Genomic DNA, 16,919 nt, shown 5'->3' on the forward strand with positions numbered 1-16,919 from the left:
GTTATAGCGCTACATTAAAGAATCGTGCCAAGAAGCCTGGCTCTTGCATATCTTGTTGCAAACCAGTCCCTGAGTATTGAATTCTTGCGTTAGAAACGCGATTTGATGCAATGGTGTTGTCGAAATTAATATCATCCGGACGAATAGTGCCACTTAAACGTATGTACTCATCACCCGTATTTAGCGTCATCCACTTCTCACCGCGGATCACGAGGTTGCCGTTTGCCAGTACTTCGATCACCTCAACAGTGATGTAACCACTGATGCTGTTGCTCTGCTTTGCAGAAGAGTCACCTGCAAATGAGTTGGAGTTGTTTAGGTCATAAGAGAAATTATATTTTCCGCCAATTTGCAGCTCTTCTCCGCCCACTTGAAGCGGGTCCATTTGCGCTTCATTGGTTTTCGATAAATCGGCATTTGCGCTTTTCGTCGCACTGGTTGTCTCATCCAGTGTTACGGTAATAATGTCGCCAATACCACGTGGTTTAGAATCGTCGTAGAGATCGGTAATGTGCTCGGCGCTAAACAACGAACCTGTTGCAGCAGCGTAATGCTCAGGCTTGTTTTTCGGATGAATTGGAGCCCACGCAGGGTCGCCAGCAACCGGATCACTTCTACCACGTAAAGTATCTACAATACCGCTGCTCTCTTCTTTCGATTTATCGCCTTCTACTGCGTCGACCACAGTGGTTGCTTGTGTCACTTCATCCGTTTCAATCGGTTCCAACATGGCACAGCCCGACATCGTAGCAATCAAAGCGAGTAGGCAAATACGTTTCATCGTGAGCTCCTCAAATCTTGCTCTTAATCGTTACAATTGCTGGTTAACGAAGCTCATCATCTTATCGACTGACGAGATCACTTTTGAGTTCATTTCGTAAACGCGCTGGGCTTCGATCATGTTGACCAACTCTTCTGTTACATTCACGTTGGACGCTTCCAGCATGGATTGACGAATTTCCCCCAAACCGTCCAAACCAGGAACACCCTCTTGTGGATCGCCACTGGCACCCGTTGGTAAGTAAAGGTTCTGACCAATTGGCTCTAGGCCACCCGGGTTAACAAAGTCTGTAATGGTTAGCTGACCAACGACTTGGTTGTCTTGCTGCCCTCGGACGCGAACCGACACTTCACCATCCGTACCGACAGTAATAGAAATCGCATCTTCTGGAATCACAATTTCAGGCTCTACAGGGTAGCCAGAGCCCGACGTGACTAACGTGCCTTCACCATTGAGCGTGAACTGACCGTTACGGGTATAACCGATGTTGCCGTCCGGCAATGTCACTTGGAAGAAACCGTCGCCTTCCACCATCATGTCCAATGCGTTAGTCGTTGTCTGTGCATTGCCGTGCGTGTGCACTTTTTGCGTCGCAACCACTTTAGAACCCGCACCTAGCATCAAGCCACTTGGCAGTTCCGTGTTCTGAGATGACTGGCCGCCAGGCTGGTTTATGTTCTGATAGAACAGATCTTCGAATACTGCACGGCTCTTTTTGTAGCCGACAGTAGAAGCGTTCGCCAAGTTGTTCGAAATCGTGGCAATGTTGGTTTGTTGGGCGTCTAGACCTGTTTTACTTACCCATAGTGCTGGATGCATAGTGAACCTCTAACTCTGTTAACTCATACGAAGCAGTGAATCTGAAGATTTATCCATTTCTTCAGCTGTGCTCATCATCTTGACTTGCATTTCAAACTGACGTTGTAAGTCAATCAATGCGGTCATTTCACCTACGGCATTCACGTTACTGCCTTCTATCGCTCCCGTCTGGAGACTAACAGTCGCGTCTGATTCGTAAGGTTGGTTTGGAGTTTTATGGCGAAATAAGCCATTGGTGTCTTTAAACAAGCTTTGATCATTAGGCTTAACGAGCTTAATGCGATCAACCGCTTGGAATTCTTCTGCCGGGGCACCTTGAGGAAGTACAGAGATGGTGCCATCCCGACCGATTTCAATTTTGGAGAGAGGGATAGGCAAAGTAATCGGCGCATCGTTTTCACCCAGCACCAAATGACCACTTGCGTTGGTAAGCATGCCATTTTGATCGACTTTTAGGTTGCCGTTACGGGTCAACCCTTCTTTCCCTGTGTGATCGAGTACCGATATCCAGCCGCTGCCTTCAATCGTCACATCCAGATCACGCCCTGTTGTAATCACGCTACCTTGAGCAAAGTTATGCCCTGGACGCTCTGTCATGCTGAACACACGTGAAGGATGGCCTTCACCATAAGCCTGCATTGAGCGAGCCTGTGCTAAATCAGCCCGAAATCCGGTCGTGCTTACGTTAGCCAAGTTATTAGCGCGCAATTGTAGTGCCTGCATATTTTGCTTGGCGCCACTCATTGCGAGAAACAGTGCGCGATCCATAAATTACTCCAAAAAATCTCTCTGTACACGGAGTAAAAGCAATAGTTATGCCAAAACAAAAATAGACTTATAAATCAATACTTTGAATTAACAATCAACAATTAAAAGAGGTCAATAGGGGCAGAAAACTGTAACGAGAGGCAAGGTTTTGATCCATACGGCGGCAACAGCGGCAAATCGTAGATCAAAGCATGCTTAGCCTGAGTGAGGTGTATTCAGGCTAAGCATCAGATGAATGTCATGATGAAAATGAACAAAGCGGTAATTACTAAGAAGCAATCACACACCATTGCTTACTCAAGCAGAGTATCGAATGACCCAGCTAGTGATCTAGCGGATCTGTAAGATATTCTGTTGTAGTTGGTTGTGTACTTCTAGCGAACGTGAGTTTGCTTGGAAGTTACGCTGAGCAGAGATCAGGTCCACCAACTCCTGCGTCATATCAATGTTTGACTGTTCCAGCATACCGTTATTGATGGTGCCGAAAGAGCCTTTATTTGATTCACCCCAGATCTTGTCACCAGAGAACTGCGTTGAATCCCATTGAGTTCCGCCTTTCTTATCCAGACCTTGCTCGTTTGGAACACGTACGAGAGCAACACGACCCAATGTAACGTTTTCACCGTTTGAGTAAGTCCCCAATACGCTGCCGTTTTCATCGAAGTCAACTTTGGTTAGGAAGCCCGTTGTTGCACCGTCTTCGTCAAACTTAGTCAGTTCGAACGGAGCCGCAAACTGTGTTGCTGAGCCTAAGCCGAAGTTAAGCGTCTGCGCAGGATCGGCACCATTCATATCGACTGGTGTCGTGTTCGTCGCCGGATCGCCCAGAGCCACAGAAGTGATTGGCTGACCATTGTTCAAGCTCGCCAACGTACCATCGTTGTTGAACTTCATGGTATGCCCCACATGACCTGTTGGCGTTTGCGCATCACCAGCCGCAACATTTAAAGGCTTTTCACCTTCTTTATCTGTCACGGTGTAGTAAGTGTTCCATGTATTTGGCTGAGTCTGATCTTTCAAGTAATACGTCGTTAGCTTGTAAGACTGACCCATCGAGTCATAAATTGTCGAAGAGGTTGAACGGTTGTATGTATCTGGGTCTGAAAAATCAAACTGCGTTGGATCTTTCAAATCGCCGTTCGCTGGCAAGTTCACACCCACTTCAATGTTTGCTGTTTGTTTTGGCTTACCAAATTCAGCAGGAATATTGATGGGTTGTGGCTCGTATGAAGAAACCTCACCAGAGCTTGGGTCCACTTGGTAACCTAATAAGAACTCGTCGTTCGCGGTCACCATGTAGTTTTCTTTATTTAAGTGAAATGCACCATTACGTGTCAGTTCATTCTGTTGTGGAGTTAGACGCTCTTTCGCTACAGCGAAAAAACCTGTCCCCGAAACACGCAAATCCATTGGGTTGTTGGTGTAAATGCTAGAGCCTTCATGGAACTGCTGTGCCACTTGGCTTGCTTGCGCACCACCACCCGGTGTGGTTTTTGCGTTAGTAAATAAAGAGTTAGAGTAGACATCAGCAAACTCAGCACGGGACTCTTTAAAGCCGTACGTGTTGGCGTTCGCAATGTTGTTACTGGTGGTGTTCAAATCCAGTTGGGCGGCGGACAAACCGCTTAAAGATACATATGACATTCCAAAATCTCCTAATCTAGCGAGCTATGACTACGCTTTGCCGACTTCCAATACTTCTGCAAGTCGAACTGGCGATTCAAAACCAGCCAGATTGAGTAATACGTTTCCGTCACCTTTGCCAAGCAATACGCTGTTTACGTTGGCATACGTCGATACTGGGAACTCTTGCGACTCCCCTTCAACTAAGCCAGACGCTTTCACTTTGTATTTGCCAGCTGGCAGTGGATTTCCGCTTTCATCTTTACCGTCCCAAAGCACACGCGTGTCGCCGGCTGGTTTCGCCCCTACCTCAAAGGTACGAACCAGTTGGCCAGCTTCATCCTCTACACGAACAAACAGATTATCGATAGATTGTGAAAGCTTAACCATTGCCGCCATTGGTGCGTCGTCCTGCTTCACACCTGCTGCTCCTGGTACCAATACGTCACGCCCTACCAAAGAGGAAGCTTGTAACGCTTGATTTGATGTCATTGACGAATTCAAACTCTCAAACTGAGTGTTCATCTTGCCAATGCCATCAACGGTCGCAAATGAAGCCATTTGCGCAATCATCTGGTCATTACTTACCGGCTTAAAAGGGTCTTGCTGAGACAGTTGCTTCGTGAGCAATGATAAGAAGTCTTCCTGTTTTAGGTCCTGCTTACCCGTGCTCTCTTCCGCTTTCTTGTTACTCTCTTGTAGACTTTTAAGCTGGTCGATATAGGACAAGCCGCTTTGACCAACGTTGTTAATTCCGGCCATACGCTACCCCCTTATCCTTATTGACCCATCTGCAGCGTACGCAGCAGCATTTGTTTACTAGAATCAGCGACTTGTACATTAGTCTGATATGCACGAGAAGCTGAAATCATGTTTGCCATTTCTTCCATTACATTGACGTTAGGCTTGTAGATGTAGCCTTCTTCGTTTGCAAGGGGATGGTCTGGGTTGTACTCCGCATTCAGCGGTTTATCACTTTCTACAATACCCATCACTTTCACTGGCACCGTATCACCGCCACGCATGGCGTTACTTAACTCTGCACCAAACACTGCATGACGCGCTTTGTAAGTGTCTTTCGCAGAGCTGCTGACACTGTCGGCGTTTGCCAAGTTGCTTGAGGTAGTATTCAGACGAACGGATTCAGCGCTCATTGCGGAACCTGTCACATTGAAAACGTTAAATAAGCTCATCTAAATTATTCCCCTTTGATTGCTTTGGTTAAGTTCTTGAATTTGCTGCCTAGAAAGTCGAGTGATGCTTGGTGTCTGATTTGGTTTTGCATAAACAAGTTACGCTCTAAATCCAAGTCTACCGTGTTGCCATCTCCCGTATCTGGTTGCGTAGGAAGACGATATAACTTGTCCCCAACCAACGTTGTAGTGGCAGGAATATGCCGACCATCTGTGCGACTAAGACCAATGCTTGCCCCAGATGTTGCCGCTTGCAATTCCTTCGCAAAGTCTAAACCTCTTGCTTTGTAACCAGGCGTGTTTGCTTGTGCGATATTGGTGGAAATCACCTCTGCATTGCGCTCACGTACGCCCACCGTGTGCTGGTGGATGCCTAGTGCATTGTCAAAAGATATAGCCATGTTTGCCTCTACAATTAAGAACTGACCGTGATTGATAACCAAAAAGCAATTAGCATGCCAAAACCTAAAGCATTACACCAACCGAGTGGTTACCGTGAATTGAAATAGCAATAAGTGAGCCAAAGTAACTGGAATGTCATGTCGTATTACTTTGCTCACTTAATAAAGATACACCGTGTTGAGGGCACAAGGCAAAAACGCGCTTCAACTAATTGAGTGATACATGAAGCGCTCGGCGCAGAAAGGTAACAAACAAAAAAGCCTGACACGAAGTCAGGCTTTTCTATCAATGAAGAGATACCGCTATTTAAGCTTGTAAATGATGCCCGGATTACAGCGCACCATTTCAAATTTATCAGTCAGACCAGTTAGCGACTCTGATGCCCCTAACAGCAAGTAACCACCAGGGTTTAAACTGCTCGCCATTTGGTTAAGCACTTTAGATTTCATTTCTGGAGAAAAGTAAATCAATACGTTACGACAGAAAATGATGTCGAACTTACCCATCAGTGCGTAACTGTCCATCAAGTTTTGTGGACGAAAGTTCACCAAACGCTTGACGTTATCTTTGACTTTCATGCGACCACCGTCCGCATTTTCAAAGAAGGTGCGACGACGTTCTGGTGAAAGCCCGCGACCCAAAGCCAAGTTGTCGTACACCCCTGCACGACACATCTCGAGCATACTTGCCGAAATATCTGTGGCTGTAATGGACACGTTTGGTAACAAGCCCGGCTTGCGCTGTTGCGTTTCCAGGATCGTCATTGCAATAGAATACGGTTCTTGGCCCGATGAACTGGCAGCAGACCAGATCTTAATTGGGCGCTTGCTTGCCGCTACTTCTGGCAATAATTTGTCAGCTAAAACCGTGAACGGATAAGTATCTCGAAACCACAAGGTTTCGTTAGTCGTCATCGCATCCACAGCGGCGACTCGTAATTCTCGATTACGCCCTGTAACAACATCACGTAGCAAATCTGATAACGATGCGAGCTTAAACTTCGTCACTAAAGGACTCAGTCGGCTACGCACGAGGTATTGCTTGCTATCACCTAACACGATGCCACATTGCGATTCTAGAAAACGGCTAAAGTCACGATACTCTTGATCACTGATTGTAATAGCAGTCATTAATGTCTCTTTTATTGTGTTAATGCAGATTTAACCGCGTTACCCAACTCATCTGGGTTAAATTTCGCAATGAAGGTGTTGGCACCTACACGCTCAACCATAGCTTGGTTGAATACACCACTTAATGAAGAATGGAGGATAACATAAAGGTCTTTCAAATCGGCATGTCTGCGAATTTCAGCCGTTAAGGTATAGCCGTCCATTTCTGGCATTTCAATATCGGAAATAACCAACGAAATTTGATCGTAGATATTGCCTTCTTGAGCCATTTCAATCAACTTATTGTACGCTTCTTTGCCGTCTTTGACAGATACGACCTCAAAACCGATGGATGTAATCGCACGCTCTACCTGTTTACGCGCGACCGTCGAGTCATCAGCAATCAGTATGCGGCGTACAATAGGCTTTTCTTGTTCTGCTTGTGCGATTTCTTCGCCAATAGCGGAATCCATCGTTTCATCAACTGGCGCAATTTCTGCCAGGATTTTTTCAACGTCAAGGATTTCAACCAGCTCATTGTCAATGTTTGTCACGGCAGTCAAGTAGTGCGCTTTACCTGCGCCGTCTGGCGGTGGCAAAATCGCTTCCCAATGCATATTGATAATACGCTCAACCGATGATACCAAAAATGCTTGGATCGTACGGTTAAATTCTGCAATAACAACAAAACATTTATCTAAATCAGTGGTTGGGCGGCCACCAATTGCCAGGCTCAAATCAATAACGGACACGGTATGGCCGCGGATATGAGCGATACCTTTAACCAGAGGGTGTAGATTTGGCATTGAAGTCAGCTTAGGGCACTGTAGTACTTCTTTCACTTTGAATACGTTAATGCCGTAGCGCTGTCGGCCCATCAGTCGAAAGGTCAATAATTCCAATCGGTTCTGACCGACGAGTTGCGTACGCTGATTCACCGAGTCAAGAATCCCCGTCATATGCTCATCTCCATCTCAAACTTTTTGTTTTTAAATGATACTCTACCACTGGCAAGCACGATACCAGGGAGACAGTATGGCGTATTTCACTTTCACTTCGACACCATTGACTATGACAATATGTAGAGCGCTAATTACAAAGTACGCTAAGTCTATCGGCATTTTGCTCAGTATGTTTAGCTTTTTTGTTCATTCAGCTTCAGATAATCAGATCGAGCAAATAAAAACAGCAGCAGAACAACATATTCTTGCTACGGTTGATCAGCCTGATGGTGGCGAGCTATCTGTTAATGCGGCAGAGATCGACTCGAGAATAAAAGCAACGGATTGCCCTGTTCCGTTAGATACATCTGCCTCTTCCACCAGCAGCACGAGAAGTAACATCAATGTGTTAGTGGAATGCCAACCGGATGACTGGAAAGTCTATGTCCCTGTGAGGATCTCGGTATCAGTACCAATGATCGTCGCGACACGAACACTAGGGAGAGGAGAAATCGTCAGCGCATCGGATGTTACCACTTCCATGATCGAGCTACAGCGCTTTCGTAAAGATGGATTTTCTAGCTACGATCAAGTGGTTGGGGCAAAGCTAAAGCGTAATGTTCGCTTAGGCGATGTCGTAGAGAGAAATGATGTTTGTGTGGTATGCCGAAATGAAAAGGTCACTATCAAAGCGGTGAATTCTGGCATGACGATCACAACGCAAGGCACAGCATTGCAGGATGGTTCAGCTGGCGATCAAGTAAGAGTGAAAAATGATAAGTCACAACGTATAATAGAAGGCATAGTGACTGACATTGCGGAAATCACTGTTAATTTTTAATACCCACTGGTAGCGTGTTTAAACTGATCAATAAAAATGCAAAAAATGACTAAAGTTATTTTTGCGCTGGTCGATAGTCTGGATACCAGTATTACGATACAAGGCAAAGGTTAAACATGGCAGGTATAGATAATATACGTTCAGGGCAAATGATGACGACAACAAGTCGCGCACCTGCACGTAACGATTCCAATGCTACCAGCACGACAGAATCAAAAAAGGCGCCAGCGCAACAAGACGCAGTATCACTCAGCCAGCAAAGTAAAGCCGTCAGTAAACTCCAGAAGGATATGGCAGCTTCTCCGGCATATGACAGCGCCAAAGTTGCAGCAATCAAAGAAGCTATCACAAACGGTTCATACAAAGTCGATCCTGAAAAATTGGCTGACAACATGATTAAGTTTGAAAACGAATTGCAAGGCAAAAGCTAACTGACTTAGGCCGAAGGTAAGTATTTTATGGCAGCATTAGTCGATCTCGTTAATTTCCAGCTAGAAAATGCTAAGGCACTTTCCGCTGTTTTACGCCAAGAAACACAAGCAATCACGGCGCGTGTCTCTACCGAGATTGAGAGCATTGCCAAACAGAAGATGACGCTCATTGATCAGCTCAGAACAACTGATCAGCGAATCGCCTCTCACCCGCACGTCAATCAACTTACTGAAGATGAGCACCTAAGTCAGGTTGTTGCTCAAATCCAATCGATCGTCCTCGACTGTCAACAAGTTAACCAAGTAAATGGCGAATCGCTTAGTCGCGCACAGCTGAGCTTCAATAAACTCAACAACATGCTTCAGCGAACTCATGGCAAAGTCGGCATGACCTACAATGCGGGCGGAAAAACCCACACCATCTCGACGCTTGGCACCAATATAAAAGCTTAAACGTCATTCTTACCCTCAATTCCCGCGCTCACGTAGATATAAAAAAGCGACTCATTGTTACCAATCAGCCGCTCAAAAAGATTATCTGTCTAGTGAAATGGTTTAAAACAAGGTTTGCTGACGCTTCTCAGGCACCTGCTGAACTTCTCCATAATCACGTAGCTTATCCATCTTACGGATATCCAGACGCAGCTCAGTCACATAACTGTCTTCAACAAGATAACTACGCACAACTTCTGCACCACGAATTACACCATCGACGGCACCAGTGGTGCTTTCAATACCCAAACGCTGGTCTTGCAGCTCTGCTCGTCCACTAACACGCATGCCATAAACTTGCTCTGCTAGCTCACGATAAGCATCAATTTTTGATGCGCGCATTGCTCGTACACGCTTTTCTTCTACTGTGCGGCCTGTCTGCTCACTGACGCTGGCGTAACCCACCGCCACTAAGATTTCATCTTGACGCATCTGTTGTAATGGCTGACACCCCACCAATATCAGTGTGGCAACAATAAATAATAACTTCTTCATGCTTCTATCCTATGGACGGAGAATCACAGTGTACGGCTGACGAATGGTAGGGTCAGAACGAATCAACACACCATCTTGTGTGCGGATGCTATTTAACGTATCTAAGTCACGCCCAATACGGTCAGCCGGAAGGAAACCTTGCGCTGTCGCTACAACTACACGGCTTTGCATGCCAACCACGCGTGCATTGACAAGCACTCCGCCCTCTTGGCGCAGCATTGTTCCGGTCAGTACATACTGAATTTGCTGCTCTTGAGCTAAATCTTGCCAATCACGACTTAAAGCAAAATCGCCCTGCTGCGTCACTTGAATAGAGCCCGTAGTTTTGAAATCAACCACTTTAAACCCTCGGCGCTGAAACTGATGGATAAAACCTTCAGAGACCGAGTTACCTAACCAGTTTGTTGCATCCATATTTTGTAGATCAACAAACGAGGTAATCGCAATCGGTGTCCGCGCTGATACTGCCACATTAGAAACCATCAGGTCTTCTGTCATGCTCTCAATGAAAAAGTCCATCGTATGACGCGGACTATCCATCAGCATGAACTGGCTTCCCGAGTAAGGTTCTTTACCATTGTAAATCGGTGAGTACGCGCACGATGTCAGAAGCGTCATCATCGATGCGGCGACAAGCCACTTTTTCATGGTTTGATTCTCCAGATAATCTTAGGTGATACCGTTCTTTATTAATTCCTTTCCAAGAAAGTGAATATTGGAACAGTCTTTGCTTTTCTTTGTTTGCCTAACGAAGAAAAACCCACCAAACTTCACTGAATTTGTTAAAGCAATATTTATACCCGAACGGTTGTAACCAATGAAAAAAATATTAAACAGTCTGTTTTCAATCACTTTAGTGATGCTTGTGCCTTTTAAGGTCATGGCATCTTGGTATGAAGTCACAGGCGTTGCCACCATCGTTTCTTCAGAAGAGACGGCAAGGCTCCATGCGTTGGAAGACGCGCTGTTCAAAGCCGTCAATTTTTCGGGCGCAGATATTGGCAGTATTAGCAACTTGATGCCGCTATTAGAAGAAAGCCGCAACGAATACCAGTTTACCAATCATGAAGTCCGTTACATTTTGGTCGAGTCTGAACGCAAACGTCGCGGTAAAGTCGAGGTAAAAATCCGCGTTGATATTTATCCATCGGCAACGGGTTGCCACACCGATCAATACAAAAAGACAATGCTGGTCGGCAATATTGAGGTCGCATCACCACAACAAGCAGTGATGGGACAAATTTATCAAGTTGGTGACGATTTTAGCCACGTAGTGAACCGTCAACTTGATCAAACCTCACGCAGCTTTGTGTCTGTTGGTACAACGGACTACTCAATAAGCAGCAACTATCCTGCTCGCACTCAAATGATCGCGCAAGACAATGGCGCACAATACATCATTGGAGGGGTCATTACCGATCTCACTGCAACGGTCGAATCTCAACTATTGCAAGATGACATCATCAATCGTCAGTTTGCGTTAGAAATGAAAGTATTTGATGGTAAAACTGGCCATGAAATCTTCAACAAAGCCTACCGTGAGGTCGCGCGTTGGCCATTTGCTAAGACGAGTCAAGTGGACACTCGTAGTGCACGTTTTTGGGCATCGACCTATGGAGAGATGATGCTTCGCGTTAGTCGCAATATTATGTTGGATCTGGAGTCGGAGCTATCTTGCAAAATTACACTGCCAGAGGTTGTGGCAGTCTTCGGTAATACCGTAACGATGGATCTCGGCCGTATGCACGGCGTAAAAGAGGGAGACAAATTACAGCTTTGGCACACCGCGTCGTTTATCGACCAAAATGGATTGCCAAGAAACAAAGTCTCGCAAAGCGAAATTACATTAACGGTATCACGCATATACGAACACGAAGCGGAACTGACGATTGATCAGCCAAATTTAGCGTCTAGCGTTCAAATTGGCGACGTAATGAACAAGATCCTATAAAAGCAAACATTAAGTCTTGAGATATGCTCACTTTTGAATATCATAGGCAGCGCATCTTATTTGATTATACCAATGACCGTAGCGAATCGTTCAACGTGATGCTGATACAGATCTGGTAGATTGCTAGATTTGAACTCAGTAAAACAGTGCAATGAACTGCAACTATTGGTATTACGCCCCCATGGCACAGCTGGATAGCGCAGTCCCCTCCTAAGGGACAGGTCGTAGGTTCGAATCCTACTGGGGGCGCCATATCATAGCCTTAGCTCCCACTTGAGCTAAGGCTTTTTTGTATCTTCAATTTCAAGCCTCGCATTGCTCCCCCTAGTACATCGTGTTAGATAATCTTCCCAGTAATCAATATGATCGGATCGGGTGTTTCGGTTACGAGATAAAACCTTCTACTGATCTGACTTCTTCCCCTTGAAATCATTTCAACAAGCCCTATTTACAGTTTTGTATTTTATTACTTTAATTATCTATGAGTTTTGCTTACCCTTTTAGCTATTAATAAAATTATTATTTAGCACTATGTCTAAGAGCAATTTAATAACTAACACTGGACACCGCTTTATTTCTAAAGGCAAGACAGCCTTTAAGATACATATCCATACCCCCGAGGATACGGTACTACACCGCTCGGTAGGATTTGTTCGTATTGGAGAAAAGAAAGGCTTACAAAAAGCCATTAAGCTGAGAAACGAGTTAGGCCGGCAAATGTGGGGCAAATTCTGGCGACGTCTTTTGAAAGACCCTTACCTAATGACCAGGCTTCCACATAGCGTTGAGCCTAAAATCGTTCACAAGCCTAACCCTACTCTTGAAAACCCTGACAACCGAGATACGTGTTACATCGCCAAGTGGCGAGAGTTCAATGATGACGGTGAGTATAAATATAAAACGGTGGTTCGCTCTATTAGTAAGTACGGCAAACTTGCCGCCTACATGCAAACCAAAAAAGCGTTGTTAGAAGCACATAAAGATAACTTGGAGATCCTGACATTCATGGGGCGTTTAAACAGCATTGATCTTAAGTAATACCTAGCCACTTTGAACATTTCAGTCAGTTTTTAAAGAGAAATAAAAAGCCCCAAAGAGCGAACTCTTTGGGGCTTTCAGCTTCAGTCTTCTATACTACGGTCGAATAGGAGCTTATTGCTGAACTTGGTATTCAAATTCTGGAACAACGACTTCTACGCGACGGTTTTGCTGACGACCTTCACGAGTGTCGTTTGAAGCGATTGGGTTGTTTTCACCTTCGCCACGCGCTTGAATACGTGATGAATCAATGCCTTTTTCAACAAGTGCGTTAGCTACAGATTCAGCGCGTTTCTCAGAAACTTTTAGGTTGTAAGCTGCTGGACCAGACGTATCTGTGTAACCTACAACTTCAACGTTCGCTTGTGGGTGCTCGTTTAGGAAAGCAACTAGGTTATCAAGTTTTGCAGCGCTCTCTGGTTTTAGAGTTGTGCTGTTTAGATCGAAGCTACCTGTACCAATTGTTTGAGTTTCGAATGTTTTCGTAACTACAACTGGCTCTTCTACCACTTCTTCTACAACCACTTCTTCAACAACAACTGGCTCTTCTACGATTACTGGCTCATCGTTGCCGCCGAATTTGAAAGAAACACCTAGTGTTGCAGTGTTACCTGTCGCACGAGTTACATCGTTGCTGATGTCAGTCAGTGTTTGGTATTCCGCACGAGCAGTTACGTTTTGGCTTAGGTTGAACTCAAGGCCAGCTGCGCCTAGGTAAGAGTAATCATCTTTGCCATCAAACATTACGTAAGCGCCACCCACTTTACCGTAAAGTGCGATGTCTTCAGTGATTGGTAGGCTGAATTTAGGTGCAAGAGTGATTGCTTCTACATGGCCACCGAAAGAAGTTTGGTTAAAATCACCGATGTTGTCGAAACCCGCTTCTACTGCGAAGTATTTATTCATTTCGTAACCAACAAAAGCGCCAAGAGTAGAATCGTCTTTGTCACAAGCCTGGCCCGCTACACAAGCGTCTTCCATCCATGACTTACCCATCTTACCACCAACGTATACTTCTGCTTGTGCTGCTGAAGCCATAAGTAGAGACGCTGAAATTACCGCTGCTAATTTTTTCATTATTGATTCCTCTAAAGAAGTTCTTTTGTTAGATGCCGAAATGCGCCGTCTGACTGACGTTGTATTTCAATTCTTTTTATTCATTCCTTGAGTGAGATACTTAGTCAGCTTCTTTTTATGCACATGCATTTTTTTTATGGAAGCAACTTACGTACATTTCCTGTTCAGTGATACACATCGCCATCTCGGTATCGCTGACGGGATGAACTATAACGCTAAGAAATCGCGAGAAAAATCCCAATTCTGTCAATTTATTGTCATCAAAAATCTCGACAACATGTGATCTTAAGCAAAAAAATCCCCACGCAATCACGACGCAAACGTTTGCTTTGTTTTTTGGAACAACATAGCTAAAGCAAAGGTTTTTCTTAAAAATGAGACAAATAAAATGGAACTTTAAGGAACATGGATAAAAATCAATCAGATATTTGATATATAATCGCTCGTTTTTTATTCATTCCAACGATATTTGGATTAAAAAATCTTATCCATATTGAGGTAAGTTACAGGTGAAACCATCTCTTCATTCACCAATATGAGAGAAAGTTTCTCGTTATCTAAATTGAAGATACAAAAAAGCCGCGGTTGCTCACCGCGGCTTTGTGACTATTTATTCAAAAGAACGTTCAGTTCAAAGCAATTATGCGTTTGCTTCACGCTCAGCAATGAACTCAAGCGCCATCTTAATGCGAGCAATACAACGCTCTTTTCCAACCAGCTCCATTACTGCATCGACAGAAGGAGACTGACCACCGCCTGTTACAGCAACACGTAATGGCATACCGATTTTGCCCATGCCGATTTCCAACTCTTCACATACTGCTGCGATAACGCCATCTTTGATGTTCGCTGTCGTCCATTCAGTTAGTGCTTCCACTTTCGCTAATGCAAGTTCTAGAGGCTCTTTAGCCACGCCACGCAGGTGTTTCTTCGCTGCGCCCGCTTCAAACTCAGAGAAATCTTCATAGAAGTAACGGATTTGCTCAGCTAGCTCAACTAGCGTGTTGCAACGCTCACCCACTAGCTTGATCACGTCAGTGATAGCAGGACCATTCGTTACGTCTAGTTTTTGTTGATCTAGATGCCATTGTAGATGCTCAGCAACATACGCAGGGTCTGAGTTCTTGATGTAGTGGTTGTTCAACCATTGCAGTTTGTCAGTGTTAAAAGCAGACGCTGACTTAGATACTGCGTTTAGGCTAAATAGATTGATCATCTCTTCTTGAGAGAAGATTTCTTGGTCCCCATGAGACCAACCAAGGCGCACTAGGTAGTTGTTTAGTGCCGCAGGCAGGTAGCCCATATCGCGGTATTGCATGACTGATACAGCGCCGTGACGTTTAGACAGTTTCGCGCCGTCATCACCCAGGATCATTGCACAGTGTGCAAATGTTGGTACTGGCGCACCTAGTGCTTCGTAGATGTTGATTTGACGAGGCGTGTTGTTGATGTGGTCTTCACCACGAACAACGTGAGTGATACCCATGTCCCAGTCATCCACTACTACACAGAAGTTGTAAGTAGGTGAACCGTCAGTACGACGAATGATTAGGTCATCCATTTGATCGTTGCGGATTTCAATGCGACCACGGATTTGATCATCAAATACTACGCTGCCTTCTTTCGGGTTACGGAAACGGATAACACATGGATCGCCATCTTTTGCCGCTTCGTTTGCTGCTTTGATTTTTGGATGGTTAGCATCGTAGCGAGGCATTTCTTTATTTGCTTCTTGCTCTGCACGGATTTCATCTAGCAGCTCTTTAGACGCGTAACATTTGTAAGCTTTGTCTTCAGCAAGAAGCTTATCAACCATTTCGTTGTAACGGTCAAAACGTTGAGTTTGGTAGTAAGGACCTTCATCCCACTCCAAGCCTAGCCATTCCATGCCTTCAAGAATTGCATCAACCGCTTCCTGAGAGTTACGCTCAAGGTCTGTATCTTCGATACGTAGAACGAATTCACCACCTTGGTTTTTAGCGTATAGCCAAGAGTAAAGTGCAGTACGCGCACCACCAACGTGTAGATAGCCAGTTGGGCTAGGAGCAAAACGAGTTTTAACCGTCATTTGAGTTCCTTAGGGGTAATGAGCAACGAGAGATCTCTCGCTGTAATGTCAAGGATAAAAGTGGCGACATTTTACCACCGTAAGTCAATTCTACAATCGGTTTGACAACAGAAATAAAAACAGGGCAGAACCAAAAAGGCACAGCCCTGCTATTTACTGTTAAAGCACGAGACGAAATTACTTCAGGTTACGCATTGCCCATTGCATAAATTCTTGCTGCTCTTCACGGCTCAATTCATTAAACGATGCTTTGATTGTTTTGGTTTCCGCTGGAGAAGACGCAATGCTTGCCTTAGTCGATTCTTTATTCATTGCGTTGTTATAGTCGGCAACTTCTCGTTCGTAATCACGAAAACCTTGCAAACCACCTTTACGAAGTTGAACCATAGAGAATGCCACTTCTTTTCCGTTTTTGTCTTTCAATACCACTTTAGGATCGAGTTCGAAGGCTCTCGCCTCTTCAATAGTACGGAATGTTTGATAAGTCAGAGAAAGCTCGGTGTCTTTTTCTGCATCAAACTCTAATACCAGCGGCTGCGAATCGAATTTACGGCGCTTTCCATCTTCAAATACAATTTGTCCAACCGTTACCGCTAATTGGTTTTCCCCATCCTTTAATTCCATGCTGTTGTTCTTGGATATCCACTCAGGGTAGACGAACTCGCCGTTGAGAACGCGAGGAACTAATTCAGATTGCAGAGTGAGTTGAGCAGCAAAAGCTGGCGCCGAAAGCATTGCGCAAAGTCCTAGAAGTGTCGTTGTTTTTTTCATCATGGTTTCTCACTTTATACCAATTTAGATAAGCCTCTAAAATTTACAGGCCAGTCATTTCAAAGGCTTATTTGAATAAGTATCAAGATAAAAAGGGCGTTTCCGCCCTTTTAGCTGCT

19 protein-coding genes and 1 tRNA gene are annotated in these 16,919 nt (G+C 44.8%); 6 read left to right on the forward strand and 14 right to left on the reverse strand.

Going from position 1 to position 16,919, the window contains the following annotated elements:
- Nucleotide 1: 1 nt before the first annotated feature.
- The 9 genes from flgH to R7Q48_RS11410 all read right to left on the reverse strand — a co-directional run bounded on the left by flgH (nucleotide 2) and on the right by R7Q48_RS11410 (nucleotide 7,654).
- The gene (flgH, locus tag R7Q48_RS11370; protein ID WP_005382033.1) at nucleotides 2-781 is read right to left on the reverse strand and encodes a flagellar basal body L-ring protein FlgH; all 780 of its coding nucleotides are present in this window, start codon (nucleotides 779-781) and stop codon (nucleotides 2-4) included.
- Between the two features lie 30 nt (nucleotides 782-811).
- Nucleotides 812-1,600, reverse strand: a complete 789-nt coding sequence (gene flgG / locus R7Q48_RS11375) for a flagellar basal-body rod protein FlgG (protein ID WP_005382032.1) — start codon at nucleotides 1,598-1,600, stop codon at nucleotides 812-814.
- Between the two features lie 18 nt (nucleotides 1,601-1,618).
- Complete coding sequence (gene flgF, locus R7Q48_RS11380; protein WP_318132286.1) at nucleotides 1,619-2,368, reverse strand: flagellar basal-body rod protein FlgF; 750 nt, start codon at nucleotides 2,366-2,368, stop codon at nucleotides 1,619-1,621.
- Nucleotides 2,369-2,698: 330 nt separating this feature from the next.
- Complete coding sequence (gene flgE / locus R7Q48_RS11385) at nucleotides 2,699-4,012, reverse strand: flagellar hook protein FlgE (protein ID WP_005382030.1); 1,314 nt, start codon at nucleotides 4,010-4,012, stop codon at nucleotides 2,699-2,701.
- Nucleotides 4,013-4,042: 30 nt separating this feature from the next.
- The gene (gene flgD, locus R7Q48_RS11390; RefSeq protein ID WP_005382029.1) at nucleotides 4,043-4,753 is read right to left on the reverse strand and encodes a flagellar hook assembly protein FlgD; all 711 of its coding nucleotides are present in this window, start codon (nucleotides 4,751-4,753) and stop codon (nucleotides 4,043-4,045) included.
- Between the two features lie 17 nt (nucleotides 4,754-4,770).
- Nucleotides 4,771-5,184 carry a flagellar basal body rod protein FlgC gene (gene flgC, locus R7Q48_RS11395; protein WP_005382028.1) on the reverse strand — a complete coding sequence of 138 codons (414 nt, stop codon included), beginning with the start codon at nucleotides 5,182-5,184 and terminating at the stop codon, nucleotides 4,771-4,773.
- A 5-nt stretch (nucleotides 5,185-5,189) separates the two neighbouring features.
- Entirely contained in the window at nucleotides 5,190-5,585 is a 396-nt protein-coding gene (gene flgB, locus R7Q48_RS11400) for a flagellar basal body rod protein FlgB (RefSeq protein ID WP_005382026.1), read from the reverse strand.
- A 303-nt stretch (nucleotides 5,586-5,888) separates the two neighbouring features.
- Nucleotides 5,889-6,716, reverse strand: coding sequence for a CheR family methyltransferase (locus R7Q48_RS11405; RefSeq protein WP_005382024.1), 828 nt, complete (start codon nucleotides 6,714-6,716; stop codon nucleotides 5,889-5,891).
- Nucleotides 6,717-6,727: 11 nt separating this feature from the next.
- Nucleotides 6,728-7,654 (reverse strand): chemotaxis protein CheV, encoded by a 927-nt coding sequence (locus R7Q48_RS11410; RefSeq protein ID WP_005382022.1) that lies wholly within the window; start codon nucleotides 7,652-7,654, stop codon nucleotides 6,728-6,730.
- A gap of 76 nt (nucleotides 7,655-7,730) precedes the next feature.
- Here R7Q48_RS11410 and flgA point away from each other — a divergent pair, with 76 nt between their 5' ends.
- From flgA to R7Q48_RS11425, 3 genes are all read left to right on the forward strand, one after another.
- The gene (flgA, locus tag R7Q48_RS11415; protein ID WP_213964636.1) at nucleotides 7,731-8,477 is read left to right on the forward strand and encodes a flagellar basal body P-ring formation chaperone FlgA; all 747 of its coding nucleotides are present in this window, start codon (nucleotides 7,731-7,733) and stop codon (nucleotides 8,475-8,477) included.
- Between the two features lie 116 nt (nucleotides 8,478-8,593).
- Nucleotides 8,594-8,908, forward strand: a complete 315-nt coding sequence (gene flgM, locus R7Q48_RS11420; RefSeq protein ID WP_005382018.1) for a flagellar biosynthesis anti-sigma factor FlgM — start codon at nucleotides 8,594-8,596, stop codon at nucleotides 8,906-8,908.
- Nucleotides 8,909-8,935: 27 nt separating this feature from the next.
- Nucleotides 8,936-9,361 carry a flagella synthesis protein FlgN gene (locus R7Q48_RS11425; RefSeq protein ID WP_005393142.1) on the forward strand — a complete coding sequence of 142 codons (426 nt, stop codon included), beginning with the start codon at nucleotides 8,936-8,938 and terminating at the stop codon, nucleotides 9,359-9,361.
- Nucleotides 9,362-9,463: 102 nt separating this feature from the next.
- Here R7Q48_RS11425 and flgP read toward each other — a convergent pair whose 3' ends face one another.
- Together flgP and R7Q48_RS11435 are read right to left on the reverse strand one after the other, a co-directional pair.
- Nucleotides 9,464-9,895 (reverse strand): flagellar assembly lipoprotein FlgP, encoded by a 432-nt coding sequence (gene flgP, locus R7Q48_RS11430; RefSeq protein ID WP_005382014.1) that lies wholly within the window; start codon nucleotides 9,893-9,895, stop codon nucleotides 9,464-9,466.
- Nucleotides 9,896-9,904: 9 nt separating this feature from the next.
- Entirely contained in the window at nucleotides 9,905-10,543 is a 639-nt protein-coding gene (locus tag R7Q48_RS11435; protein WP_005382013.1) for a FlgO family outer membrane protein, read from the reverse strand.
- A 169-nt stretch (nucleotides 10,544-10,712) separates the two neighbouring features.
- Between R7Q48_RS11435 and R7Q48_RS11440 the strand changes: the two genes are divergently transcribed.
- The 3 genes from R7Q48_RS11440 (at nucleotide 10,713) to R7Q48_RS11450 (ending at nucleotide 12,884) form a co-directional block, all read left to right on the forward strand.
- On the forward strand, nucleotides 10,713-11,846 hold the full coding sequence (locus R7Q48_RS11440; RefSeq protein ID WP_005382012.1) for a flagellar assembly protein FlgT: 1,134 nt from the start codon (nucleotides 10,713-10,715) through the stop codon (nucleotides 11,844-11,846).
- 175 nt (nucleotides 11,847-12,021) lie between these two features.
- Nucleotides 12,022-12,098 (forward strand) — tRNA-Arg (locus R7Q48_RS11445).
- A gap of 279 nt (nucleotides 12,099-12,377) precedes the next feature.
- Nucleotides 12,378-12,884, forward strand: coding sequence for a hypothetical protein (locus R7Q48_RS11450; protein WP_005382011.1), 507 nt, complete (start codon nucleotides 12,378-12,380; stop codon nucleotides 12,882-12,884).
- 114 nt (nucleotides 12,885-12,998) lie between these two features.
- Here the strand turns inward: R7Q48_RS11450 and R7Q48_RS11455 are convergent, their stop codons facing one another.
- The 3 genes from R7Q48_RS11455 to R7Q48_RS11465 form a co-directional block, all read right to left on the reverse strand.
- Nucleotides 12,999-13,961, reverse strand: coding sequence for an OmpA family protein (locus R7Q48_RS11455; RefSeq protein ID WP_005382010.1), 963 nt, complete (start codon nucleotides 13,959-13,961; stop codon nucleotides 12,999-13,001).
- 640 nt (nucleotides 13,962-14,601) lie between these two features.
- Nucleotides 14,602-16,029: a glutamate--tRNA ligase gene (gene gltX, locus R7Q48_RS11460; protein WP_005384075.1), complete on the reverse strand. Its 1,428-nt coding sequence runs from the start codon at nucleotides 16,027-16,029 to the stop codon at nucleotides 14,602-14,604.
- Nucleotides 16,030-16,206: 177 nt separating this feature from the next.
- Entirely contained in the window at nucleotides 16,207-16,803 is a 597-nt protein-coding gene (locus tag R7Q48_RS11465) for a DUF2057 domain-containing protein (protein ID WP_238765069.1), read from the reverse strand.
- Nucleotides 16,804-16,919: the final 116 nt, after the last annotated feature.

The organism is Vibrio sp. 378, assembly GCF_033339435.1.

What these genes read in the sequence shown, in the direction of transcription:
- flgA (WP_213964636.1), top strand. Translation starts at nt 7,731, where the DNA reads ATGGCGTATTTCACTTTCACTTCGACACCATTGACTATGACAATATGT.
- flgB (WP_005382026.1), bottom strand. Translation starts at nt 5,585, where the DNA reads ATGGCTATATCTTTTGACAATGCACTAGGCATCCACCAGCACACGGTG.
- R7Q48_RS11425 (WP_005393142.1), top strand. Translation starts at nt 8,936, where the DNA reads ATGGCAGCATTAGTCGATCTCGTTAATTTCCAGCTAGAAAATGCTAAG.
- flgH (WP_005382033.1), bottom strand. Translation starts at nt 781, where the DNA reads ATGAAACGTATTTGCCTACTCGCTTTGATTGCTACGATGTCGGGCTGT.
- R7Q48_RS11410 (WP_005382022.1), bottom strand. Translation starts at nt 7,654, where the DNA reads ATGACGGGGATTCTTGACTCGGTGAATCAGCGTACGCAACTCGTCGGT.
- R7Q48_RS11405 (WP_005382024.1), bottom strand. Translation starts at nt 6,716, where the DNA reads ATGACTGCTATTACAATCAGTGATCAAGAGTATCGTGACTTTAGCCGT.
- flgP (WP_005382014.1), bottom strand. Translation starts at nt 9,895, where the DNA reads ATGAAGAAGTTATTATTTATTGTTGCCACACTGATATTGGTGGGGTGT.
- R7Q48_RS11455 (WP_005382010.1), bottom strand. Translation starts at nt 13,961, where the DNA reads ATGAAAAAATTAGCAGCGGTAATTTCAGCGTCTCTACTTATGGCTTCA.
- gltX (WP_005384075.1), bottom strand. Translation starts at nt 16,029, where the DNA reads ATGACGGTTAAAACTCGTTTTGCTCCTAGCCCAACTGGCTATCTACAC.
- flgC (WP_005382028.1), bottom strand. Translation starts at nt 5,184, where the DNA reads ATGAGCTTATTTAACGTTTTCAATGTGACAGGTTCCGCAATGAGCGCT.
- flgM (WP_005382018.1), top strand. Translation starts at nt 8,594, where the DNA reads ATGGCAGGTATAGATAATATACGTTCAGGGCAAATGATGACGACAACA.
- R7Q48_RS11435 (WP_005382013.1), bottom strand. Translation starts at nt 10,543, where the DNA reads ATGAAAAAGTGGCTTGTCGCCGCATCGATGATGACGCTTCTGACATCG.
- flgF (WP_318132286.1), bottom strand. Translation starts at nt 2,368, where the DNA reads ATGGATCGCGCACTGTTTCTCGCAATGAGTGGCGCCAAGCAAAATATG.
- R7Q48_RS11450 (WP_005382011.1), top strand. Translation starts at nt 12,378, where the DNA reads ATGTCTAAGAGCAATTTAATAACTAACACTGGACACCGCTTTATTTCT.
- flgE (WP_005382030.1), bottom strand. Translation starts at nt 4,012, where the DNA reads ATGTCATATGTATCTTTAAGCGGTTTGTCCGCCGCCCAACTGGATTTG.
- flgD (WP_005382029.1), bottom strand. Translation starts at nt 4,753, where the DNA reads ATGGCCGGAATTAACAACGTTGGTCAAAGCGGCTTGTCCTATATCGAC.
- R7Q48_RS11465 (WP_238765069.1), bottom strand. Translation starts at nt 16,803, where the DNA reads ATGATGAAAAAAACAACGACACTTCTAGGACTTTGCGCAATGCTTTCG.
- R7Q48_RS11440 (WP_005382012.1), top strand. Translation starts at nt 10,713, where the DNA reads ATGAAAAAAATATTAAACAGTCTGTTTTCAATCACTTTAGTGATGCTT.
- flgG (WP_005382032.1), bottom strand. Translation starts at nt 1,600, where the DNA reads ATGCATCCAGCACTATGGGTAAGTAAAACAGGTCTAGACGCCCAACAA.